The sequence below is a fragment of the Micromonospora chalcea genome, assembly GCF_028768405.1.
In the GTDB taxonomy this organism is placed as follows: domain Bacteria; phylum Actinomycetota; class Actinomycetes; order Mycobacteriales; family Micromonosporaceae; genus Micromonospora; species Micromonospora chalcea.
Map to the genome: position 1 here is coordinate 554,258 of NZ_CP118233.1, position 19,770 is coordinate 574,027.

Annotated in this window: 22 protein-coding genes; 19 read left to right on the forward strand and 3 right to left on the reverse strand. The window is 73.9% G+C overall.

The annotated features are described in order from the left end of the window. The first annotated feature begins 4 nt into the window (after positions 1-4). The 19 genes from ribH (at position 5) to argH (ending at position 18,039) form a co-directional block, all read left to right on the forward strand. Complete coding sequence (gene ribH, locus PVK74_RS02560) at positions 5-502, forward strand: 6,7-dimethyl-8-ribityllumazine synthase (RefSeq protein ID WP_043324935.1); 498 nt, start codon at positions 5-7, stop codon at positions 500-502. Between the two features lie 44 nt (positions 503-546). Next, on the forward strand, positions 547-810 hold the full coding sequence (locus PVK74_RS02565) for a phosphoribosyl-ATP diphosphatase (RefSeq protein ID WP_043324932.1): 264 nt from the start codon (positions 547-549) through the stop codon (positions 808-810). A 43-nt stretch (positions 811-853) separates the two neighbouring features. After that, entirely contained in the window at positions 854-1,699 is an 846-nt protein-coding gene (gene hisG, locus PVK74_RS02570; protein ID WP_043324931.1) for an ATP phosphoribosyltransferase, read from the forward strand. After that, on the forward strand, positions 1,696-2,658 hold the full coding sequence (locus tag PVK74_RS02575; protein WP_113973132.1) for a DMT family transporter: 963 nt from the start codon (positions 1,696-1,698) through the stop codon (positions 2,656-2,658). The genes hisG and PVK74_RS02575 overlap by 4 nt, the downstream gene beginning before the upstream one ends. Next, a complete protein-coding gene (locus tag PVK74_RS02580; RefSeq protein WP_030502474.1) occupies positions 2,655-3,128 on the forward strand; it encodes a PH domain-containing protein in 474 nt (157 codons plus the stop codon). The genes PVK74_RS02575 and PVK74_RS02580 overlap by 4 nt, the downstream gene beginning before the upstream one ends. Before the next feature lie 325 nt (positions 3,129-3,453). Further along, entirely contained in the window at positions 3,454-4,101 is a 648-nt protein-coding gene (gene infC / locus PVK74_RS02585) for a translation initiation factor IF-3 (protein WP_043324929.1), read from the forward strand. Between the two features lie 19 nt (positions 4,102-4,120). Then, positions 4,121-4,315, forward strand: coding sequence for a 50S ribosomal protein L35 (gene rpmI / locus PVK74_RS02590; RefSeq protein WP_026267805.1), 195 nt, complete (start codon positions 4,121-4,123; stop codon positions 4,313-4,315). Between the two features lie 32 nt (positions 4,316-4,347). Beyond that, positions 4,348-4,740, forward strand: coding sequence for a 50S ribosomal protein L20 (rplT, locus tag PVK74_RS02595; RefSeq protein WP_043324928.1), 393 nt, complete (start codon positions 4,348-4,350; stop codon positions 4,738-4,740). Between the two features lie 32 nt (positions 4,741-4,772). Further along, positions 4,773-5,657 (forward strand): TrmH family RNA methyltransferase, encoded by an 885-nt coding sequence (locus PVK74_RS02600; RefSeq protein ID WP_274478071.1) that lies wholly within the window; start codon positions 4,773-4,775, stop codon positions 5,655-5,657. Between the two features lie 168 nt (positions 5,658-5,825). Then, positions 5,826-6,887 carry a phenylalanine--tRNA ligase subunit alpha gene (pheS, locus tag PVK74_RS02605; protein WP_043324926.1) on the forward strand — a complete coding sequence of 354 codons (1,062 nt, stop codon included), beginning with the start codon at positions 5,826-5,828 and terminating at the stop codon, positions 6,885-6,887. 26 nt (positions 6,888-6,913) lie between these two features. Then, positions 6,914-9,460, forward strand: a complete 2,547-nt coding sequence (gene pheT, locus PVK74_RS02610) for a phenylalanine--tRNA ligase subunit beta (protein ID WP_187693145.1) — start codon at positions 6,914-6,916, stop codon at positions 9,458-9,460. Between the two features lie 171 nt (positions 9,461-9,631). After that, complete coding sequence (argC, locus tag PVK74_RS02615; RefSeq protein ID WP_274478072.1) at positions 9,632-10,633, forward strand: N-acetyl-gamma-glutamyl-phosphate reductase; 1,002 nt, start codon at positions 9,632-9,634, stop codon at positions 10,631-10,633. Continuing rightward, complete coding sequence (gene argJ / locus PVK74_RS02620) at positions 10,630-11,802, forward strand: bifunctional glutamate N-acetyltransferase/amino-acid acetyltransferase ArgJ (RefSeq protein WP_113973129.1); 1,173 nt, start codon at positions 10,630-10,632, stop codon at positions 11,800-11,802. Before argC ends, argJ begins: the two co-directional genes overlap by 4 nt. Further along, complete coding sequence (gene argB, locus PVK74_RS02625) at positions 11,799-12,686, forward strand: acetylglutamate kinase (protein WP_043324923.1); 888 nt, start codon at positions 11,799-11,801, stop codon at positions 12,684-12,686. Before argJ ends, argB begins: the two co-directional genes overlap by 4 nt. Continuing rightward, positions 12,683-13,927 carry an acetylornithine transaminase gene (locus tag PVK74_RS02630; protein ID WP_274478073.1) on the forward strand — a complete coding sequence of 415 codons (1,245 nt, stop codon included), beginning with the start codon at positions 12,683-12,685 and terminating at the stop codon, positions 13,925-13,927. Before argB ends, PVK74_RS02630 begins: the two co-directional genes overlap by 4 nt. Continuing rightward, a complete protein-coding gene (argF, locus tag PVK74_RS02635) occupies positions 13,924-14,850 on the forward strand; it encodes an ornithine carbamoyltransferase (protein WP_043324921.1) in 927 nt (308 codons plus the stop codon). Before PVK74_RS02630 ends, argF begins: the two co-directional genes overlap by 4 nt. Continuing rightward, positions 14,847-15,359 (forward strand): arginine repressor, encoded by a 513-nt coding sequence (locus PVK74_RS02640; protein WP_043324920.1) that lies wholly within the window; start codon positions 14,847-14,849, stop codon positions 15,357-15,359. The genes argF and PVK74_RS02640 overlap by 4 nt, the downstream gene beginning before the upstream one ends. Further along, positions 15,356-16,561, forward strand: coding sequence for an argininosuccinate synthase (locus tag PVK74_RS02645; RefSeq protein WP_274478074.1), 1,206 nt, complete (start codon positions 15,356-15,358; stop codon positions 16,559-16,561). The genes PVK74_RS02640 and PVK74_RS02645 overlap by 4 nt, the downstream gene beginning before the upstream one ends. Before the next feature lie 14 nt (positions 16,562-16,575). Beyond that, a complete protein-coding gene (argH, locus tag PVK74_RS02650) occupies positions 16,576-18,039 on the forward strand; it encodes an argininosuccinate lyase (protein WP_274479239.1) in 1,464 nt (487 codons plus the stop codon). Positions 18,040-18,089: 50 nt separating this feature from the next. On the opposite strand, the gene PVK74_RS02655 is transcribed toward argH, so the two are convergent. The 3 genes from PVK74_RS02655 to PVK74_RS02665 all read right to left on the reverse strand — a co-directional run bounded on the left by PVK74_RS02655 (position 18,090) and on the right by PVK74_RS02665 (position 19,728). Beyond that, positions 18,090-18,443 carry an MmcQ/YjbR family DNA-binding protein gene (locus tag PVK74_RS02655; RefSeq protein ID WP_274478075.1) on the reverse strand — a complete coding sequence of 118 codons (354 nt, stop codon included), beginning with the start codon at positions 18,441-18,443 and terminating at the stop codon, positions 18,090-18,092. A gap of 65 nt (positions 18,444-18,508) precedes the next feature. Continuing rightward, positions 18,509-18,943 (reverse strand): hypothetical protein, encoded by a 435-nt coding sequence (locus tag PVK74_RS02660; protein ID WP_030502457.1) that lies wholly within the window; start codon positions 18,941-18,943, stop codon positions 18,509-18,511. Between the two features lie 146 nt (positions 18,944-19,089). Then, positions 19,090-19,728, reverse strand: a complete 639-nt coding sequence (locus tag PVK74_RS02665) for a DNA-3-methyladenine glycosylase (RefSeq protein ID WP_043324917.1) — start codon at positions 19,726-19,728, stop codon at positions 19,090-19,092. Positions 19,729-19,770: the final 42 nt, after the last annotated feature.

The window sequence follows — 19,770 nt, forward strand, 5'->3', positions numbered from 1 at the left end:
GGCGATGGCGGGTTTCGGGGAGCCGGGCGTGAGCGCGGTGGACGCCGCCGGCATGACTGTCGGCGTGGTGGCCGCCCGCTGGCACGGCGAGCTGACCGACCACATGACCGAGCGGGCGGTGGCCGCCGCGCAGGCGTGCGGGGCGCGGGCCGTGGTGGCCCGGGTGGCAGGCTCGGTGGAGCTGCCGGTGGTGGCCCAGGCGATGGCCCGCCGCTTCGACGTGGTGGTCGCGCTCGGCGTCGTGGTACGCGGCGCGACGGCGCACTTCGACTACGTCTGCCAGTCGGTCACCGAGGGGCTGACCCGGGTGGCGCTGGACGAGGGCAAGCCGGTGGCGCACGGGGTGCTGACGGTGGACACCGTCGAGCAGGCCCGGGACCGGGCCGGGCTGCCCGGCTCGGCCGAGGACAAGGGCTGGTCGGCGACGGTGGCCGCGCTGGACGCCGCCCTCGCGATTCGCGGCCTGGACGCCCAGTCCGCCCACCGCGTCGGCTTCGCCTGACCCACCCGGCCCGTCACCAGCAGCGGCTGGAAGAATCGCCTTCCGTGAAGACGTTCGAGGAGTTGTTCGCCGAGCTGCAGGCCAAGGCCGCCGCCGGCACCCCGGGCTCGGGCACGGTCGACGCGCTCGCGAAGGGCGTGCACTTCATCGGCAAGAAGGTCGTCGAGGAGGCGGCCGAGTCGTGGATGGCCGCCGAGCACGAGGGCCCGGAGCGGGCCGCCGAGGAGATCTCCCAGCTGCTCTACCAGGCGCAGGTGCTGATGCTCGCGACCGGTCTGGAACTGAAGGACGTCTACCGACATCTGTGAGTGCCCGTCCGCTGATCATCCGATCGAACGAAGGAGCACTCCCATGCTGCGTGTCGCAGTACCCAACAAGGGCGCCCTGGCCGAGAAGGCGGCCCAGATGCTGCGCGAGGCGGGCTACCGCCAGCGCACCGACCCGAAGGACCTGGTCTGCCGGGACGAGCCCAACGACATCGAGTTCTTCTACCTGCGCCCCAAGGACATCGCCACCTACGTCGGCTCCGGTGACCTCGACGTCGGCATCACCGGGCGGGACCTGCTGATCGACTCCGGCGCTCCGGCCGAGGAGGTGGTGGACCTCGCCTTCGCCCAGGCCACCTTCCGGTTCGCCGCCCGCCCGCAGGACGTGGACGACGTCCGGGATCTGGGCGGGCACCGGATCGCCACCGCGTACCCGGGTCTGGTCGAGCGGCACCTGGCCGAGCTGGGCGTCAAGGCCGACGTGATCCGCCTGGACGGCGCGGTGGAGAACGCCATCCGCCTCGGCGTGGCCGACGTGGTCGCCGACGTGGTGGAGACCGGCGCGACGCTGCGCCAGGCCGGCCTGGTGGTGTTCGGCGAGCCGCTGCTGCGTTCCTCGGCGGTGCTGGTCCGCCGCGCCGGCACGCCCGGCGGCACCCAGCACGAGCAGCTGCTGCGCCGGCTGCACGGCGTCCTGGTCGCCCGGCGCTACGTGATGCTCGCCTACGACGTGCCGGCCGGCCTGCTCGACCGGGCCAGCTCGCTGACCCCCGGCATCGAGTCGCCGACGGTCTCGCCGCTGCACCGGGAGGGCTGGGTCGCGGTGCAGGCGATGGTGCTCCGCGACGACGTGCACCGGATCATGGACGAGCTGTACGAGCTGGGCGCCCGCGCGATCCTGGTCACCAACATCCACGCCTGCCGCCTGTGAGGCCGCTGCCGCTCCCGGCCGCGCTCGCGGTGGTCGTGGCCGGTGGCGTGGCGTCCGCCGCCCAGGGCGTGGTCAACGCCGAGATGGGGGAGCGGACCGGCGCCCCGGTCCTCGGCGCGGTCGTCAACAACCTCGGCGGCTGCCTGCTGGTGCTGGCCGGGATCGTGGCGTTGCCGTCGATGCGCGCCGGGCTGGCCGCGTTGCGCCGCTCCGGGCTGCCCTGGTGGACCTACCTGGGCGGGGTGGGCGGCGCGGTGATCGTACTGGTCGCGCCGGTGGTGGTGCCCGTGCTCGGGGTGGCGGTGTTCACCATCGCCCAGGTGGCCGGCGGCAGCCTCGGCGGCCTGGCGGTGGACCGGGCCGGGCTGGCCGCGACCGGGCGGATGCCGCTCACCGTGCCCCGCGTCGGCGGGGCGGTGCTCGGCGTCGGCGCGGTCGCGCTCGCCCAGCTCGGCCGCCCGGTCGGCGAACTGGCGGTCGGGCTGGTGCTGCTCTGCGTCCTGGGCGGGCTGGCGGTGGCGACGCAGTCCGCGCTCAACGGCCGGGTCGCCGCCACCGTGGGCCCGGCCGCCGGGCTCGCCGTCAACTTCGCGGTCAGCACCGTGGTGATCGGCGCGGTGGCGGCGCTGACCGGCGCGCTCGCGAGCCAGCCCCGCTGGCCCGGCCAGTGGTGGCTCTACGCCGGCGGCCTGCTCGGCGTCGGCATCGTGCTCTCCCTGCTGGTCGGCGTACGCGCCGCCGGGGTGCTGCGCACCGGCCTGGCGCTGGTGGCCGGGCAGCTCGGTGGCGCGCTGCTGCTGGACCTGGTCCTGCCCGGCGGGCCCGGCGTGCGGCTGCCGGTGCTGGCCGGCGCCCTGCTCACGCTGCTCGCCGTGGTGGTCACCAGCCTGCGCCGGCGCGGCCCGGACCGTGTGGCGGCCGAAGATGCGCGCGAACCGGATGGCAGACTGGTCGGGTGAGCGATTCCGTGGTGACCGTGCGACCCCGCCGCGTCCGGGTCGTGTGCTGGGTGTCGGCCGTCACGCTGTTCGTCGTGTTCAGCCTCGTCGCGACGTCGCTGACCGGCGCCACCGGCAACGGCTACGGCACGTTCCAGCGCGGCGACCAGTTCGCCATGATCGGCCTGGGCGTGTTCGGTGCGCTCGGCTTCCTGCTGTTCACCCGCCCGCGCGTGGTCGCCGACGCCAAGGGCGTCCGGGTGCGCAACGTGTTCAGCTCGTACGAGCTGCCGTGGGAGGTGATCCGCGGGGTCCGGTTCGACAGGGGCGCCCCGTGGGCCAGCCTGGAGCTGCACGACGACGACCTGCTCCCGATGGTCGCGTTGCAGGCCGCCGACAAGGAGAGCGCGGTCGAGGCGGTCCGCGCGTTGCGCCGGCTGCACCAGGCGCACCTGGCGGCGCTGTCCGCCGGCCAGTCGGCACCCCGCTGACCAGCGAGCCCGGTTTGGGCGGGCCTGGGCCGAGGGTGTAGTGTTGCGGAGTCGACCAGACTGCCCCCGTCCCTGACGCGCGGGCGGTCGTGAAGCGGAGCGCCCGCTCCCACCCGAGTCGCCGCCACGGTGGCCGGGTCCGGTCCCCGGTTTCGGGCACGTCCCGGCGCCGGATGCGCGATCCTGTGATCGTGCCGACCGGTCGAGTGGGCCCTGGCATACGCCGGGGCCTTCTGCTTTCCGGGTCGGCTCCCGCCCGGGAGCCCGCGGAGTCGGCACCGTAGGAGACTCGACTCGAGGAGGCCCCATCAGCGTCGAACCACGCGTGAACGAGCAGATCCGGGCACGTGAGGTCCGACTGGTCGGCCCTGAGGGTGAGCAGGTGGGCATCGTCCCGCTTGAGCGCGCCCTGCAGCTGGCCGCGGACGTCGACCTGGACCTGGTCGAGGTTGCGCCGATGGCGCGCCCGCCGGTGTGCAAGCTCATGGACTTCGGCAAGTTCAAGTACGAGAGCGCACTCAAGGCGCGCGAAGCGCGGCGTAACCAGCAGCAGACCGTCATCAAGGAGATGAAGCTCCGGCCGAAGATCGACCCGCACGACTACGAGACCAAGAAGGGTCACGTGGTGCGGTTCCTCAAGGCTGGCGACAAGGTCAAGGTGACGATCATGTTCCGCGGTCGGGAGCAGAGCCGCCCGGAGCTGGGTTACCGGCTCCTGCGCCGGCTCGAGTCCGAGATCACGGACCTGGGATACGTCGAGGCCGCTCCGAAGCAGGACGGCCGCAACATGATCATGGTTCTCGCTCCGCACCGGGCCGTCAAGGCCTCCGCGGTCGCCGCCACGGCGTCCCGCGGTGGACCGCGCGACCGGGCCGCGGAGGAACCGGCCGCTCCGGCCGGCGAGACCCCGGCGGCCGGCGACACCGCAGCAGCCGGCGAGACCGGTACGACCGCTGAGACCAGCGGCCAGTAACAGGGGAGAAGACGTTCCAATGCCGAAGATGAAGAGCCACACGGGTATGGGCAAGCGGGTCAAGGTGACCGGCAAGGGCAAGATCGTTGCCCAGCAGGCCGGCCTTCGCCACAACCTGGAGAAGAAGCCCAGCACCCAGACCCGTCGGCTGACCGGCACCGTCGAGCTGGCCAAGGCCGACGTCAAGCGCATCAAGAAGCTGCTCGGCCGCTGACGCGAGCCACCTGAACCGAAGAAGGAGTTGAGATGGCACGCGTCAAGCGGGCTGTGAACGCCCAGAAGAAGCGTCGTACCCTGCTGGAGACCGCGAGCGGTTACCGCGGTCAGCGCTCCCGGCTGTACCGCAAGGCCAAGGAGCAGGTGCTGCACTCGATGCAGTACTCCTACCGGGACCGTCGCGACCGCAAGGGCGACTTCCGGCAGCTCTGGATCCAGCGGATCAACGCCGGCGCCCGGGCCAACGGCCTGACCTACAACCGGCTGATCCAGGGCCTGCGCCTGGCCGGCATCGAGGTCGACCGGAAGATCCTGGCCGACATGGCCGTCAACGACGCCGCCTCGTTCGCGGCGATCGTCGAGCTGGCCCGCGCCGCCGTGGCGGCCGAGGGCACCGGTGGCGCCGCGGCTCAGGCCGCCTGACCCACCCCGTACGGCAGATCGAGGCGTCTCCCATGCAGTCACATTCGCAGGGGAGGCGTCTCGACGCCGTTCCCGGACCGTTCACCCCGCGTACCCCCAGGGTCGTGGCGGCCCGCCGGCTGCACCGCCGGCGCGACCGCGACCAGGCCGGCCGGTTCCTGGCCGAGGGGCCGCAGGCGGTCCGGGAGGCGCTGGTCTGCGCCGGCACCGTGGTCGAGCTGTTCGGCACCCCGGCGGCGCTCGACAGGTACGCCGACCTCGCCGCCGCGGCCGCCCGGGCCGACGTGCCGGTCTCCGAGGTGACCGACGACGCGCTCGTCGCGCTGGCCGAGACGGTCGCGCCGCAGGGACTGGTGGCGGTGTGCCGGCACCTCGACGTACCCCTGGCGCAGGCCGTGGCGCGCGGACCGCGACTGGTCGCGGTGCTCGCCGGGATCCGCGACCCGGGCAACGCCGGCACCGTGCTGCGCACCGCCGACGCGGCCGGGGCGGGCGCGGTGATCTTCGCGGGCGAGGCGGTCGACCCCTACAACGGCAAGTGTGTGCGGGCCTCCGCCGGCAGCCTCTTCCACGTCGACGTGGTGCGCGCCGCCGACCCGCTCGCGGCCGTCGAGGCGCTGCGGACCGCCGGCCTGAAGATCTTCGCCACCACCGGGTACGGCGACAGCGACCTGGACGACCTCGCCGACGCGGGAAGGCTGGCCGCACCGACAGCGTGGCTGTTCGGATCGGAGGCGCACGGCCTGCCCGAGGAGCTGACCGCCGCCGCCGACGCCCGGGTCCGGGTGCCGCTGCACGGGCGCGCGGAGAGCCTGAACCTGGCTGCGGCTGCCGCTGTCTGCCTGTATTCTTCCGCCAGAGCACTGCGTGTCCCCCGGGGCACGCGAGAGACAGCAGGGGAGTCCGCCTCGTCATGAACGCGCCACGGCGTTCGTTTAGCCAGCCCGCCGGTGTCGGCGGGCGGCGGGCCTGACCCTTCCCCCTGCACGACTCCCCACCGGCGGGCTGCGGCGAAGCCGCGCGTCCGTAGACTCGCCTAGCCACCCGTGAGGGTCGGCGCCGCCGTGAGGGAGTGCCCGTTCACCATGAGCTACCGCAACGATCCGTACGACCCGAAGCAGGTCGCCCTGCTCGACCCGGACGCCCTGGCCGGAGCAGTGGCCGACGCCGAGAAGGCGTTCGCCGACGCCACCGACCCGGACGCGCTCACCGCGCTGCGCCCCGCGCACCTCGGCGACCGGTCCCCGGTGTCGCTGGCGCGCCGGGAGATCGGCGCGCTGCCGCCGGCCGCGAAGGCCGACGCCGGCAAGCGGGTCAACGAGGCCCGCCGCGCGATCGAGTCCGCGTACGCCGCCCGGCAGGAGATCCTGGAGCGCGAGCAGGCCGAGCGGGTGCTGGTCGAGGAGCGGGTCGACGTGACCCTGCCGTACGACCGCCGGCCGCGTGGCGCCCGCCACCCGCTGAGCGTGCTGATGGAGCAGATCAGTGACCTGTTCATCGGCATGGGCTACGAGGTGGCCGAGGGTCCCGAGGTCGAGCTGGAGTGGACCAACTTCGACGCGCTGAACATCCCGGCCGACCACCCGGCGCGCGGCCTGATGGACACGTTCCACATCGCACCCGAGGGCTCGGGCCTGGTGCTGCGCACCCACACGTCGCCGGTGCAGGCGCGCACCATGCTCAGCCGCAAGCCGCCCATCTACGTGGTGGTGCCCGGCCGGGTCTACCGCACCGACGAGCTGGACGCCACCCACGCGCCGGTCTTCCACCAGGTCGAGGGCCTCGTGGTGGACAAGGGCATCACCATGGCGCACCTGCGCGGCACGCTCGACCACTTCGCCCGGGCCATGTTCGGCGAGGGCGCGAAGACCCGCTGGCGGCCGCACTACTTCCCGTTCACCGAGCCGTCGGCGGAGTTCGACGTCTGGTTCCCGGAGCACCGGGACGGTCCGCAGTGGGTCGAGTGGGGCGGCTGCGGCATGGTCAACCCGCGGGTGCTGCGCGCCTGCGGCATCGACCCGGAGGTCTACTCCGGATTCGCGTTCGGCATGGGCATCGACCGGACCGTGATGGTCCGGCACGGCGTCAGCGACATGCGGGACATGGCCGAGGGCGACGTGCGGTTCACCCGCGCGTTCGGCGCCTGAGCTACGGGAACGGTGGTTTAACAGTCATGCGAGTTTCTGTCAGTTGGCTGCGCGAGTACGTCGACCTGCCGGCCGACCTGCCCACCGGCGACCTGGAGCAGGCGCTGGTCGACCTCGGCATCGAGGTCGAGTCCGTGGTGGACCTGCGCGAGTCCGTCACCGGCCCGCTGGTCGTCGGCGAGGTACTGGAGATCGAGGAGCTGACCGGCTTCAAGAAGCCGATCCGCTTCTGCCGGGTCGACGTCGGCGCCGCGAACGGCACCGGCGAGCCGCAGGAGATCGTCTGCGGGGCGCGCAACTTCGCCCAGGGCGACAAGGTCGTGGTGATCCTCCCCGGCGGCGTGCTGCCCGGCGGGTTCGCGATCGGCGCGCGCAAGACGTACGGGCGCAACTCCCACGGCATGATCTGCTCGGCCCAGGAGCTGGGACTGGGCGACGACCACTCGGGCATCGTCGTGCTGCCCGAGGACGTCAAGGCCCAGCCCGGCGACGACGCCCGGCCCGTCGTCGGCCTGGACGACGTCGTGGTCGAGATGGAGATCACCCCGGACCGCGGGTACGCGCTGAGCGTGCGCGGCATCGCCCGGGAGCTGTCGCACGCGCTCGGCGTGCCGTTCCGCGACCCGGCCGACGCGCCCGCGCCCGGCGCGACCGCCGAGCCCGCGTACCCGGTGGAGGTCCGTGACCCGGTCGGCTGCGACCGGTTCGCGGCGCGGATGGTGCGCGGCGTCGACCCGACTGTGGAGACGCCGGGCTGGATGCGGCAGCGGCTCACCGTGGCCGGCGTACGCAGCATCTCGCTCGCCGTCGACATCACCAACTACCTGATGCTCGAACTCGGCCAGCCGATGCACGCCTTCGACGCGGACCGGATCGCCGGGCCGCTCGTGGTGCGCCGCGCCGAGCCGGGGGAGAAGCTGACCACGCTGGACGGGGTGAGCCGCTCGCTGTCCGCCGAGGACCTGGTGATCTGCGACGACACCGGTCCGATCTCGCTGGCCGCGGTGATGGGCGGCGAGACCAGCGAGGTGCTCGCCTCCACCACGAACGTGCTGTTCGAGGCGGCGCACTGGGACCCGGCGACCGTCGGCCGTACCGCGCGGCGGCACAAGCTGTTCAGCGAGGCGGCGAAGCGGTGGGAGCGGGGCGTCGACCCGGCGCTGCCGCTGGTCGCGCTGGACAAGGCGGTCCGGCTGCTCACCGACCTCGCCGGCGGCACGGCCGGCGACGAGGTGCTCGACATCGACCACGTCGCGCCGCGTACGCCGGTGACGCTGCCGGTGGACCTGCCGTCGCGGCGGGTCGGCGTGTCCTACTCGCCGGACCGGGTGGTGGAGCTGCTGGAGCAGGTCGGTTGCACAGTCACGCGCGGCGCGGACCGGCTCGCCGAGGACCCGGGCACGGCCGGGGTCGGCTCCGGCGCGGGTGAGGTGCTGACCGTGACGCCGCCGAGCTGGCGGCCCGACCTGACCGACCCGGCCGACCTGGTGGAGGAGGTGGTACGCCTCGACGGCTACGACCGGGTGCCGTCGGTGCTGCCCACCGCGCCGCCCGGCCGGGGCCTGACCTGGCAGCAGCAGCGCCGCCGGGCCGTCGCCCGCTCGCTCGCCGAGCGCGGCTACGTCGAGGTGCTGGCGCAGCCGTTCGTCGCGCCGGAACTGGTCGACCAGCTCGGCCTGCCCGCCGACGACCCGCGCCGCCCCGCGGTACGCCTGGCGAACCCGCTGTCGGAGGAGGAGCCGCTGCTGCGCACCACGCTGCTCGGCCCGCTGCTCGGCATCGTCAGGCGCAACGTCGGCCGGGGTCAGCGGGACGTGGCGATCTACGAGATCGGCACCGTCTTCCACCCGCGTCCCGGCGCCGGCGCCCCGCCCGCGATGGGCGTGGACCGGCGGCCCACCGACGAGGAGTTCGCCGCCGCCGACGCGGTGGTACCTGCCCAGCCGCGGCACGTCGCGGTGGCGCTGACCGGTGAGATCGAGCCGGCCGGCTGGTGGGGCGCGGGCCGCGCGGCCGGCTGGGCCGACGCGATCGAGGCGGGCCGGGCCGTGCTCGACGCCGCCGGGATCCCCGCCGACCGGGTGACGGTACGGGCCGGGGAGCGCGCGCCCTGGCACCCGGGCCGCTGCGCCGAACTGGTGGTGGACGACGTGGTCGTCGGCCACGCCGGTGAGCTGCACCCGGCCGTGCTGGCCGCGCTGGAGCTGCCCCGGCGTACCAGCGCCATGGAGCTGGACCTGGACGCGCTGCCCGCCGCCCCCCTGGTGGCCGGCCCGACCATCTCCACGTTCCCGCCGGCGCTGATCGACGTGGCGCTCGTGGTGGACGACGCGGTGCCGGCCGCCGAGGTGCGGGCGGCGCTGGTCGAGGGCGCGGGCGCGCTGCTGGAGGACGTCCGCCTGTTCGACGTCTACACCTCCGAGCAGCTCGGCGAGGGGCGCAAGTCGCTGGCGTACAAGCTGACGTTCCGCGCCCCGGACCGGACCCTCGCGGGCGAGGAGGCGGTGGCGGCGCGCGACGCGGCGGTCGCTGTCGCCGCCGAGCGCTTCGGCGCCACCCTGCGCGGCGCCTGAAAGGAGGGGCCCCCTCTTAACGCCTCCGGTAGAGGAGGGGGCCCCTTTTAACACCGCGCGCACGCGAGCCGCCCGTGAACGTCGTCTCATGGCTATGCAGCGCGCCGTATGACCTTGCGATGAGGTCGCCCCGACCGGTACCCTTCTCTGCATAGTCATGCGGAGGTGGGTATGGGCATTCGAACAGTGGTGGCCGGGGCGAGTGGATACGCCGGGGGCGAACTGCTGCGCCTGCTCGCCGGTCACCCCGAGTTCGAGCTGATCGCCGCCACCGCGCACACCCAGGCCGGTCAGCCGGTCACCGCCGTACACCCGCAGCTCGCCGGCCTGGACCTGGTCTTCGCCGCGACCGAACCGGCGACCCTGGCCGACGCGGACCTGGTCTTCCTGGCCCTGCCGCACGGGCAGTCCGCGGCGCTCGCCGCGGCGCTGCCCGACACGGTCAAGGTGGTCGACCTGGGCGCGGACCACCGGCTGCGTGACGCCGGCGCCTGGTCCCGCTACTACGGCGGGGAGCACGCCGGCGCCTGGACCTACGGGCTGCCCGAGCTGCCCGGCCAGCGGGCCGAGATCGCCGCCGCGTCGCGGGTGGCCAGCACCGGCTGCTACGCGGTGGCGACCACGCTGGCGCTGGCGCCGCTGATCGCGGCCGGCGCGGTACGCCCCGACGACGTGGTGGTGGTCGCCGCCTCCGGCACCTCCGGCGCGGGCCGGGCCGCCAAGACCCACCTGCTCGGCAGCGAGGTGATGGGCGACCTGTCGCCCTACAAGGTGGGCGCGCACCAGCACGTGCCGGAGATCAAGCAGGCCACCGGCGCGACCGGCCTGTCCTTCACCCCGGTGCTCGCGCCGATGCCCCGGGGGATCCTGGCCACCGTCACCGCCGTGCCCACCGGCGACGCCGACCCGCGCGCGGTGCTGGCCGCCGCCTACGCCGACGCGCCGTTCGTGCACGTGCTGCCCGAGGACGCGTGGCCGCACACCGCCGCCACCGCCGGCTCGAACGCCTGCCACCTCCAGGCGACCGTGGACGTCGACTCGGGGCGGGTGATCGTGGTCAGCGCGATCGACAACCTGGGCAAGGGCGCGGCCGGCCAGGCCGTGCAGAACGCCAACCTGATGGTGGGTCTCCCCGAGACCACCGGTCTGTCCGTGTTTGGAGTGGCCCCGTGAGCGTCACCGTCCCCCGTGGGTTCCGCGCCGCAGGTGTCGCGGCCGGGCTGAAGTCCTCCGGCGCGCCCGACGTCGCCCTCGTGATCAACGACGGCCCGGACGCCGGTGTCGCCGGTGTCTTCACCGCCAACCGGGTCAAGGCCGCGCCGGTGCTCTGGAGCCAGCAGGTCGTGCACGGCGGCGTCGTGCGCGCCGTAGTGCTCAACTCCGGCGGCGCGAACGCCTGCACCGGCCCGGCCGGGTTCCAGGACACGCACGCCACCGCCGAGCACACCGCCGCCGCGATCACCGCGGCGAACGCGCGGCTCATCGTCGGCGCGGGCGAGGTCGCGGTCTGCTCGACCGGCCTGATCGGCGAGCGGCTGCCGATGGACAAGCTGCTTCCCGGCGTACGCGACGCGGTGCGCGGCCTGTCCCGCGACGGCGGCCCGGCGGCCGCCGAGGCCATCATGACCACCGACACCCGGCCCAAGACGACAGTGGCGCAGGGTACGGGCTGGACCGTCGGCGGCATGGCCAAGGGCGCGGGCATGCTCGCCCCGGCCATGGCCACCATGCTCTGCGTGCTCACCACCGACGCGGTGGCCGGGCCGGACGCCCTGGACGCCGCGCTGCGCGCCGCCACCCGGATCACGTTCGACCGGATCGACTCCGACGGCTGCATGTCCACGAATGACACGGTGCTGCTGCTGGCAAGCGGCGCGTCCGGGATCGAGCCGACCGCCGAGGAGCTGACCGCCGCGGTCACCGCCGCCTGCCACGACCTGGCCCAGCAGCTCCTGGCCGACGCCGAGGGCGCGACCAAGGAGGTCGCGATCGAGGTGGTCGGCGCGGCCAGCGAGGACGACGCGGTCGAGGTGGGCCGTACGGTGGCCCGCAACAACCTGGTCAAGACCGCGCTGTTCGGCAACGACCCGAACTGGGGCCGCATCCTCGCCGCGGTCGGCACCACCACCGCCGTGTTCGAGCCGGACGGCGTCGACGTCGCGGTCAACGGCATCTGGGTGTGCCGGGGCGGCGCCGCCGCCGAGGACCGCGCCAAGGTGGACCTCACCGGCCGCGGCGTCACCGTCCGGATCGACCTGCACGCCGGCGTCGACACCGCCACCATCTGGACCAACGACCTGTCCCACGCGTACGTACACGAGAACTCGGCCTATTCCACATGAACTTGAGTGCTGACCTCACCCGGGCCCAGGCCAAGGCCGCCACGCTGATCGAGGCGCTGCCCTGGCTGGCCCGCTTCTCCGGCGCCACCGTCGTGGTCAAGTACGGCGGCAACGCCATGGTCGACCCGGAACTGCAGCGGGCGTTCGCCGCCGACATGGTGTTCCTGCGCTACGCCGGCCTGAAGCCGGTGGTGGTGCACGGCGGCGGCCCGCAGATCTCCGCCATGCTCGGCCGGCTGGGCATCGCCAGCGAGTTCCGGGGCGGCCTGCGGGTCACCACCCCGGAGGCGATGGACGTGGTCCGGATGGTCCTGGTCGGCCAGGTCGGCCGGGAACTGGTCGGGCTGATCAACGCGCACGGCCCGTACGCGGTCGGCCTCTCCGGCGAGGACGCCGGGCTGTTCACCGCCGTGCGCCGTCCCGCGTACGTGGACGGCGAAGCGGTCGACGTGGGCCAGGTGGGCGACGTGGAGTCGGTGAACGTCTCGGCGGTCACCGACCTGATCGCCGCCGGCCGGATCCCGGTCATCTCGACAGTCGCGCCGGACGCCGACGGGGTGCTGCACAACCTCAACGCGGACACCGCCGCCGCCGCGCTCGCGGTGGCGCTGGACGCCCGCAAGCTGGTCGTGCTGACCGACGTCCCGGGCCTGTACGCCGACTGGCCGGACACGTCCAGCCTGGTCAGCGAGATCACCGCGGACGACCTGGCGAAGCTGCTGCCGTCCCTGGAGTCGGGCATGGTCCCGAAGATGGAGGCCTGCCTGCGGGCGGTGCGCGGGGGAGTGCCCGCCGCGCACGTCGTCGACGGCCGGGTTGCCCACTCCACGCTGCTGGAAGTGTTCACGTCGGAGGGCTTCGGAACCATGGTGATCGACTCATGAGCACGCTGGTGCAGCGGTGGAACGCCACCATGATGGACAACTACGGCACGCCGCCGCTGGCGCTCGTCTCCGGCTCCGGCGCCGTCGTGACCGACGAGACCGGCCGGGAGTACGTCGACCTGCTCGGTGGCATCGCCGTCAACGCGCTCGGCCACGCCCACCCGGCGGTGGTGGCCGCCGTCAGCAAGCAGGTCGCGACGCTCGGGCACGTGTCCAACCTGTTCGTCGCCGAGCCGCCGGTGGCGCTGGCCGAGCTGCTGCTCGCGCTGGCCGGCCGCCCCGGCCGGGTGTTCTTCGCCAACTCCGGCGCGGAGGCCAACGAGGCGGCGTTCAAACTGTCCCGGCTCACCGGCCGCCGGCACGTGGTCGCCACCCACGGCGGCTTCCACGGCCGGACCATGGGCGCGCTGGCGCTGACCGGGCAGCCCGCCAAGGCCGACCCGTTCCGCCCGCTACCAGGCGACGTGACGCACGTGCCGTTCGGCGACGCCGACGCGCTGGCCGAGGCGGTCACCGACGACACCGCCATGCTGATCATCGAGCCGATCCAGGGCGAGAACGGCGTGGTCGTCCCGCAGCCCGGCTACCTCGCCGCGGCCCGGCGGATCACCGCCGCGCACGGCGCGCTGCTGGTGCTGGACGAGGTGCAGACCGGCATCGGCCGGACCGGCCACTGGTTCGCCCACCAGGCCGAGGGCGTCGAGCCGGACGTCATCACGCTCGCCAAGGGCCTCGGCGGCGGACTGCCGCTGGGCGCCTGCCTGGCCTTCGGCCGGGCCGCCGACCTGCTCACCCCCGGCTCGCACGGCACCACGTTCGGCGGCAACCCGATCAGCTGCGCCGCCGCGCTCGCGGTCGTCTCCACGATCGCGCACGAGGGCCTGCTCGACCACGTCAAGCGCGTCGGCGAGCGGCTGCGGCGCGGCGTCGAGGCGCTCGGTCACCCGCTGGTCCGCGAGGTGCGCGGTGCCGGCCTGCTGCTCGGCATCGTGCTCGACCAGCCGGTCTCCGCCGCCGCGGCGGCAGCGCTGCGCGACGCGGGTTTCCTGGTGAACCCGGTGCAGCCGGACGTGATCCGGCTCGCCCCGCCGCTGATCCTCACCGTGGCGCAGGCCGACGCCTTCGTCGCCGCGCTGCCCGCCGCGCTGTCCGCCGCCGCGCCGCACCCTTCCACCGACGCCGCAGCGACCGCCGACGACGCCGCGTCCGACGCCACGACCCCGACGGAGGCTCCCGCATGATCCGCCACTTCCTGCGCGACGACGACCTCACGCCCGCCGAGCAGGCCGCCGTGCTCGACCTCGCCGCCCGGATGAAGACCGACCGGTACGGCCACCAGCCGCTGGCCGGGCCGAAGTCGGTGGCGGTGCTGTTCGACAAGCAGAGCCTGCGGACCCGGATCTCGTTCGACGTGGGCATCGCCGAACTGGGCGGGCACCCGCTGGTGGTGGACACCCAGGTCACCCACTTCGGCCGCGGCGAGACGCTCGCCGACGCCGGCCGGGTGCTGTCCCGCTACGTCGCCGCGATCGTGCTGCGCACCCACGGCGACGACCGGATCGCCGAGGTCGCCGAGCACGCCACGGTGCCGGTGGTCAACGCGCTCACCGACACGTACCACCCCTGCCAGATGCTGGCCGACCTGCTCACCGTGCGGGAGCGCTTCGGCGGCACCGCCGGGCGGATCCTCGCGTACGTGGGCGACGCGGCGAACAACATGGCCCACTCGTACCTGCTGGCCGGCGCGACCGCCGGGATGCACGTGCGGATCGCCGGCCCGGCCGGGTTTCAGCCGGACCCGGAGATCGTGGCCCGCGCGGAGAAGATCGCCGCCACCACCGGCGGCTCGGTCCAGGTGCTCACCGACCCGGCCGAGGCGGTACGCGGCGCGCACGTCGTCGCCACCGACACCTGGACGTCGATGGGACAGGAGGCCGACGGGCTGGACCGGATCACGCCGTTCCTGCCGTACCAGGTCAACGCCGCGCTGCTCGGCCACGCCGACGCCGACGTGATCGTGCTGCACTGCCTGCCCGCCCATCGGGGCGAGGAGATCACCGACGAGGCGCTCGACGGCCCGCACAGCGCGGTGTTCGACCAGGCGGAGAATCGGCTGCACGCCCAGAAGGCGCTGCTGACGTTTCTCCTGGAGGAATCCGCATGACCGCTCCGCTGACCCGCGCCGCGCGGCACGCCCGCATCGTCGAGCTGATCCGCGACACCCCGATCCACTCGCAGACCGAGCTGGCCGACCTGCTCGCCGGGGACGGCATCCAGGTCACCCAGGCCACGCTGTCGCGGGACCTGAAGGAACTGGGGGCGGTGACCGCGCGCGGCGGTGACGGGCGGGGCGTCTACCTGATCCCGGAGGACGGGCACCGGCCGCTGCGCGACGCCGAGGGCGCGCCGGCCCGGCTGGTCCGGCTGCTGCGTGAGCTGCTCAACGGCGTCGACTCCAGCGGCAACATCGCGGTGCTGCGCACCCCGCCGGGCGCGGCCCAGTACCTCGCCAGCGCGCTGGACCGGGCCGGCCTCACCGAGATCGTCGGCACCATCGCCGGCGACGACACCATCCTCGTCGTGGCCCGGGAGGCCGACGGCGGGGCGGCGCTGGGTGAGCGGCTCGCCGCCTGGGCCCGCCGGGACGACACAGTCGAAGGGAGCACGACGTGACCGAGCGGGTCGTGCTGGCGTACTCCGGGGGCCTGGACACCTCGGTCGCCATTCCGTACCTGGCCGAGCAGACCGGCGCGGAGATCATCGCGGTGGCGGTCGACGTCGGCCAGGGCGGCGAGGACATGGCCGTGATCCGGCAGCGCGCGCTCGACTGCGGCGCGGTCGAGGCCGAGGTGGTGGACGCGCGCGACGAGTTCGCCGCCGACTACTGCCTGCCGGCCATCCGGGCCAACGCCCTCTACATGGACCGGTACCCGCTGGTGTCCGCGCTGTCCCGGCCGCTGATCGTCAAGCACCTGGTGGCCGCGGCGCGCGGCCACGGCGGCACGATCGTGTCGCACGGCTGCACCGGCAAGGGCAACGACCAGGTCCGCTTCGAGGTCGGCCTGGGCGCGCTCGCGCCCGACCTGAAGGTGATCGCGCCGGCCCGGGACTTCGCCTGGACCCGGGACAAGGCGATCGCGTTCGCCGAGGAGAAGGGGCTGCCGATCGACGTGTCGGCGAAGTCGCCGTACTCGATCGACCAGAACCTGTGGGGCCGCGCGGTGGAGACCGGCTTCCTGGAGGACATCTGGAACGCCCCGGTCGAGGACCTCTACGCGTACACCGTCGACCCGGCGTCGGAACGCGACCCGGACGACGTGGTGCTCACGTTCGACGCCGGCATCCCGGTCGCGATCGACGGCGAGACGGTCACCCCGTACGAGGCGATCCGGGAGCTGAACCGGCGCGCCGGGGCGCACGGCGTGGGCCGGCTCGACATGGTCGAGGACCGACTGGTCGGCATCAAGAGCCGCGAGGTGTACGAGGCACCCGGCGCGGTCGCGCTGATCACCGCCCACCAGGAGCTGGAGGCGGTGACAGTCGAGCGGGACCTGGCCCGGTTCAAGCGCGGCGTCGACCAGCGCTGGGGTGAGCTGGTCTACGACGGGCTCTGGTTCTCGCCGCTGAAGCGCGCGCTGGACGCGTTCATCGACGACGCGCAGCGGCACGTCAGCGGCGAGGTGCGGCTGCGGCTGCACGGCGGCCGGGCCGTGGTGACCGGCCGGCGTTCCGAGGCGAGCCTGTACGACTTCGGCCTCGCCACGTACGACACCGGTGACACGTTCGACCAGTCGCTGGCGAAGGGTTTCGTGCAGTTGTGGGGCCTGCCCAGCCGGATGGCGGCGGCGCGGGACGCCCGGATGGGAGGAGTCTGATGGGGGGCACCACAATGGGTGGGGTGGACGACAAGAGCCTGACCGAGAACAGCGCCCCCGCCAACCGGACGAGCCTCTGGGGCGGCCGGTTCGCCGGCGGCCCCGCCGAGGCGCTCGCGCGGCTGTCGGTGAGTGTCCAGTTCGACTGGCGCCTCGCCCCGTACGACATCGCCGGTTCCCGCGCGCACGCCCGGGTCCTGGCCGGCGCCGGCCTGCTCGACCCGGACGAACTGGGCCGGATGCTTGCCGCGCTGGACGACCTGGAGGCGGCGTGCGCCTCCGGCGCGTTCCGCCCGACCGTCGACGACGAGGACGTGCACACCGCGCTGGAGCGTGGCCTGCTGGAGCGGCTGGGCAGCCTCGGCGGCAAGCTGCGCGCCGGCCGGTCCCGCAACGACCAGGTGGCCACCGACCTGCGGCTCTACCTGCGTGACCACGCCCGCGGGGTGGCGGCCCGGCTGGTCGAGCTGGCCGAGGCCCTCGTCGAGCAGGCGGAGCGGCACGTGGACACCGCCGCGCCGGGCATGACGCACCTGCAGCACGCCCAGCCGGTGACGTTCGGGCACTGGCTGCTGGCCCACGTGCAGCCGCTGCTGCGCGACCTGGAGCGGATGCGCGACTGGGACGAGCGGACCGCGATCAGCCCGCTCGGCGCGGGCGCGCTGGCCGGGTCGGGGCTGCCGCTGGACCCGGTGGCGGTCGCCAAGGAGCTGGGCTTTCGTACCTCGTTCGCCAACTCGATGGACGCGGTCGCGGACCGCGACTTCGTCGCCGAGTTCCTGTTCGTCACCGCGATGATCGGCGTGCACCTGTCCCGCCTCGGCGAGGAGGTGGTGCTCTGGACGTCGCAGGAGTTCGGCTGGGTCGAGCTGGACGACGCGTTCGCCACCGGCTCGTCGATCATGCCGCAGAAGAAGAACGCGGACATCGCCGAGCTGGCCCGGGGCAAGTCCGGCCGCCTGGTCGGCGGCCTGATGAGCGTGCTCACCATGCTCAAGGGCCTGCCCATGACGTACGACCGGGACATGCAGGAGGACAAGGAGCCGGCGTTCGACGCGGTCGACACGCTGGAGCTGCTGCTGCCCGCGCTGGCCGGGATGATCTCCACGATGACGGTCCGGGTGGACCGGCTGGTGGCGAGCGCCCCGTCGGGTTTCTCGCTCGCCACCGAGGTCGCCGACTGGCTGGTCCGGCGCAACGTGCCGTTCCGCGACGCGCACGAGATCACCGGCAAGCTGGTGGCGCTCTGCGCGGCCCGGGACTGCGCGCTGGACGAGGTGTCCGACGCCGACCTGGCCGCCGTCAGCGAGCACCTGGAACCTTCGGTGCGCGACGTGCTGTCGGTGCGTTCGGCGCTGGCCGCCCGCATCACGCCCGGCTCCACCGGGCCCGGCCCGGTCGCCGACCAGCTCGCCGCCGCGGCGGACAAGCTGACCGGCTGGCGTGAGTGGGCCGCCGAGCGGGTCGTCCCGCGCTGACCTGCGGCTGATCCGGGGGCAGGCACCCGCCTGCCCCCGGATCACACCGGTCAACCGGTGGGGCGCTCGCGCTTCGGCAGCTTCGCCACCACCGCGTCGTACGACCCGTCGACCGCCTCGACCAGCTCGTCGTCGGGGATGCCGCCGGAGAGCCGCAGCGTGTTCCAGCCCGACCGGCCGATGTAGGGGGAGGGGCGCGCGTCGGCCGGGAACCGGTGCAGCCACTCGTCGGCCACCTCGCGGGACGCCCCGCACTTCACGCCGACCCGCGCCTCACCGTCGGGCGAGCCGAGGAACGCGAAGATCCGGCTGCCCACCTTCACCGCCTCGTCGCCCTCCCACGGCCGGTCGAGCCAGGCTCCCGGCTTGGCCAGGCAGTAGGCGAGCATCTCCTCGCGCGTCATCGCGTCCTCCCCGTGCCGTCGTCGGGCACAGTCTTGCCCGCGGCTGTGACAGTGCGCGCCGCCGGTCAGTCGCCGGTGCCGGTGCGGACGGTGAGCCGCTCGTAGCGCTGCCGGGCCGCCTGGGCGCTGCCCAGCCCCAGCCCGAAGGCGATCGCCTGCCAGGTCATGCCCCGGCCGCGGGCCACCTGGAGCAGCCCGGCCTCCAGTGCGTCCACCTCGGAGCGCACGTGCGGGATGAGCGTCAGCGCGGCCATCAGGTCGGCCTGGTCGACCGGCTCCTCACCCTCGTCCAGCTCGGCGCCCCCGGCGAGCGCCATCACCAGCGTGGCCGCCTCGTAGGCGTCGGGCACGTCGGGGTGGGCGTAGCGACGGCGGCGGGAGTTGGTGCCGGCGTGCCGCTCGGCGATCCGCAGCAGCGCCGCGTAGTTGCGGTGCGCCCGTGCCTGGGCAGCATCCGGAGCGGTGAACGGGTCGTTGTCCACGGTGACCATGTCGTCCATCCCACACCCAAGAATGGCCTGTTGTCAACACCCCGTTGAAAGCCCTTCGTGTAAAACACCGTGACCTCAACGCATGGTGAAGGGTCGGCGCGTCATGCCACCACAGACGCGCCGCGGGGTGTCCCGGGTTGCCCGGAACGGCCGATTCAGGCCGGCGAGTTCCGCACCGGGGCGGCCGGAGCGGGCCGGCGACGCGGGGTGTGCCGCCGGTAGACGCTCACGCTCGGCTCGTCCGCCAGCCAGAACCGCCACGGCAGGTCGTGCGCGGCGGCGACCCCGACACGCGGCCCGGCGACGATGTGCGCCGGGTCGACCGGGATCGCCGGTGGCGTCAGCAGCAGCGGGCCGCTGCCGTCGATAGCCGAGGTGCCGTTCGCGTCCCGCCCGATCCCGAGCGCGGTGACCAGCCGGGCCGGCCCGCGGGCCAGATCCCGGTCGGCGGCGCGCGGCCTGCGCTCGCGGGCGGTCTCGACGCCGCCGACCACCTCGCCCGCGCGCAGCAGCACCGCCGCCGCCTCGCCGTCGCGCCCGCAGACGATGTTCGCGCACCAGTGCATGCCGAACACGAAGTACACGTAGACGTGCCCGGCAGGCCCGAACATGACCTGGTTGCGCGGCGTCGGCCCGCGGTGGGCGTGCGACGCCGGGTCCTCGCCGGTGCCCGCGTACGCCTCCACCTCGGTGAGGCGTACCGTGACGCCGCCGGCCGACACGGTCCAGCCGAGCAGCGTCCGCGCGGTCTGCGCGATCTGCGCGGCGGGCGCGGAGAGCCAGGGGTACGTCATCGCGGCAAGGGTAGTCGGTGGGAGGCGCGTGATCCGGGCCAC

Coding starts and splice junctions, on each gene's coding strand:
- ribH (WP_043324935.1), top strand. CDS start 5: ATGGCGGGTTTCGGGGAGCCGGGCGTGAGCGCGGTGGACGCCGCCGGC.
- hisG (WP_043324931.1), top strand. CDS start 854: ATGCTGCGTGTCGCAGTACCCAACAAGGGCGCCCTGGCCGAGAAGGCG.
- rpmI (WP_026267805.1), top strand. CDS start 4,121: ATGCCGAAGATGAAGAGCCACACGGGTATGGGCAAGCGGGTCAAGGTG.
- rplT (WP_043324928.1), top strand. CDS start 4,348: ATGGCACGCGTCAAGCGGGCTGTGAACGCCCAGAAGAAGCGTCGTACC.
- PVK74_RS02600 (WP_274478071.1), top strand. CDS start 4,773: ATGCAGTCACATTCGCAGGGGAGGCGTCTCGACGCCGTTCCCGGACCG.
- pheS (WP_043324926.1), top strand. CDS start 5,826: ATGAGCTACCGCAACGATCCGTACGACCCGAAGCAGGTCGCCCTGCTC.
- pheT (WP_187693145.1), top strand. CDS start 6,914: ATGCGAGTTTCTGTCAGTTGGCTGCGCGAGTACGTCGACCTGCCGGCC.
- argC (WP_274478072.1), top strand. CDS start 9,632: ATGGGCATTCGAACAGTGGTGGCCGGGGCGAGTGGATACGCCGGGGGC.
- argB (WP_043324923.1), top strand. CDS start 11,799: ATGAACTTGAGTGCTGACCTCACCCGGGCCCAGGCCAAGGCCGCCACG.
- PVK74_RS02630 (WP_274478073.1), top strand. CDS start 12,683: ATGAGCACGCTGGTGCAGCGGTGGAACGCCACCATGATGGACAACTAC.
- argF (WP_043324921.1), top strand. CDS start 13,924: ATGATCCGCCACTTCCTGCGCGACGACGACCTCACGCCCGCCGAGCAG.
- PVK74_RS02640 (WP_043324920.1), top strand. CDS start 14,847: ATGACCGCTCCGCTGACCCGCGCCGCGCGGCACGCCCGCATCGTCGAG.
- argH (WP_274479239.1), top strand. CDS start 16,576: ATGGGTGGGGTGGACGACAAGAGCCTGACCGAGAACAGCGCCCCCGCC.
- PVK74_RS02655 (WP_274478075.1), bottom strand. CDS start 18,443: ATGACGCGCGAGGAGATGCTCGCCTACTGCCTGGCCAAGCCGGGAGCC.
- PVK74_RS02660 (WP_030502457.1), bottom strand. CDS start 18,943: ATGGACGACATGGTCACCGTGGACAACGACCCGTTCACCGCTCCGGAT.
- PVK74_RS02665 (WP_043324917.1), bottom strand. CDS start 19,728: ATGACGTACCCCTGGCTCTCCGCGCCCGCCGCGCAGATCGCGCAGACC.